The sequence below is a fragment of the Streptomyces sp. NPDC020192 genome, from assembly GCF_044388685.1.
In the GTDB taxonomy this organism is placed as follows: Bacteria; Actinomycetota; Actinomycetes; order Streptomycetales; family Streptomycetaceae; genus Streptomyces.
The window spans coordinates 1-1,438 of sequence record NZ_JBIRXG010000129.1; the positions used below are offsets into that span (position 1 = coordinate 1).

General features: G+C 66.5%; 2 protein-coding genes. Both read left to right on the forward strand.

Features of this window, described 5'->3' with window-relative positions; all coding sequences use genetic code 11:
- A partial coding sequence (locus ACH47Z_RS47200; RefSeq protein WP_399086856.1) for an alpha-glucosidase C-terminal domain-containing protein occupies positions 1–471 on the forward strand: 471 nt, incomplete at its 5' end.
- Positions 468–1,438, forward strand: a 971-nt coding sequence (locus ACH47Z_RS47205) for an alpha-amylase family glycosyl hydrolase (protein ID WP_399086859.1), incomplete at its 3' end; no start/stop codon positions are given. The genes ACH47Z_RS47200 and ACH47Z_RS47205, both read left to right, overlap by 4 nt.

A 1,438-nucleotide genomic window follows, 5' to 3' on the forward strand; every position in this document is an offset into this window, starting at 1 on the left:
AACACCCCGCTGAGGGACGGCAGCGAGGAGTACCTCGACTCCGAGAAGTACCAACTCAGGCCCCGCGACTGGGAGTCGGCCGAACGGGAGGGCCGCAGCATCGCCCCGCTGATCACCCGGCTGAACACCGTCCGCCGCCGGCACCCCGCGCTACAGCGCCTGCGCAATCTCCGTTTCCACCCGACCGACAACGACGCCGTGCTCGCCTACAGCAAGAGCACGGGGACGGACACGGTCATCGTGGTCGTCAACCTCGACCCGCGTCACACCCAGGAGGCCACGGTCTCGTTGGACATGCCGCAACTCGGCCTGGACTGGGACGCCGCCCTGTCCGTACACGACGAACTGACGGGCGAGTCGTACCACTGGGGCAGGACCAACTACGTGCGTCTGACGCCCGGCAGCGCGCCGGCGCACGTGCTCCACGTCGGGCGATCGACGCCCCAGATCGGAGGGCCCGCAGCGTCATGACCGTCAACGAACCCGTGCACGACACGTTCGAGGACACTCCCGCCAAGGACCGGGACCCGGAGTGGTTCAAACGCGCCGTCTTCTACGAGGTCCTGGTCCGCTCCTTCCAGGACAGCAACGGCGACGGGATCGGCGACCTGAAGGGCCTGACCGCCAAGCTCGACTATCTGCAGTGGCTCGGCGTGGACTGTCTGTGGCTGCCGCCGTTCTTCAAGTCGCCGCTCAGGGACGGCGGTTACGACGTCTCCGACTACACCGCCGTACTCCCCGAGTTCGGTGACCTCGCCGACTTCGTGGAGTTCGTGGACGCCGCCCACCAGCGCGGCATGCGCGTCATCATCGACTTCGTCATGAACCACACCAGCGACCAGCACCCGTGGTTCCAGGAGTCCCGCAAGAACCCCGACGGCCCGTACGGGGACTATTACATGTGGGCCGACGACGACAAGCAGTACGAGGACGCGCGGATCATCTTCGTCGACACCGAGGCCTCCAACTGGACCTTCGACCCGGTGCGCGGCCAGTACTACTTCCACCGCTTCTTCTCGCACCAGCCCGACCTCAACTACGAGAACCCCGCCGTGCAGGAGGAGATCCTGGCGGCGCTGAAGTTCTGGCTGGACCTCGGCATCGACGGCTACCGGCTCGACGCGGTCCCCTATCTGTACGCCGAAGAGGGCACCAACTGCGAGAACCTGCCGGCGACCCATGAGTTCCTCAGGCGGGTACGCAAGGAGATCGACGCGATGTACCCGGACACCGTGCTGCTGGCGGAGGCCAACCAGTGGCCGGAGGACGTCGTCGACTACTTCGGGGACTACGGCTCCGGCGGCGACGAGTGCCACATGGCGTTCCACTTCCCCGTCATGCCGCGCATCTTCATGGCCGTACGCCGTGAGTCCCGCTACCCCGTCTCGGAAATCCTCGCCAAGACCCCGGCCATTCCCTCCGGCTGCCAGTGGGGCAT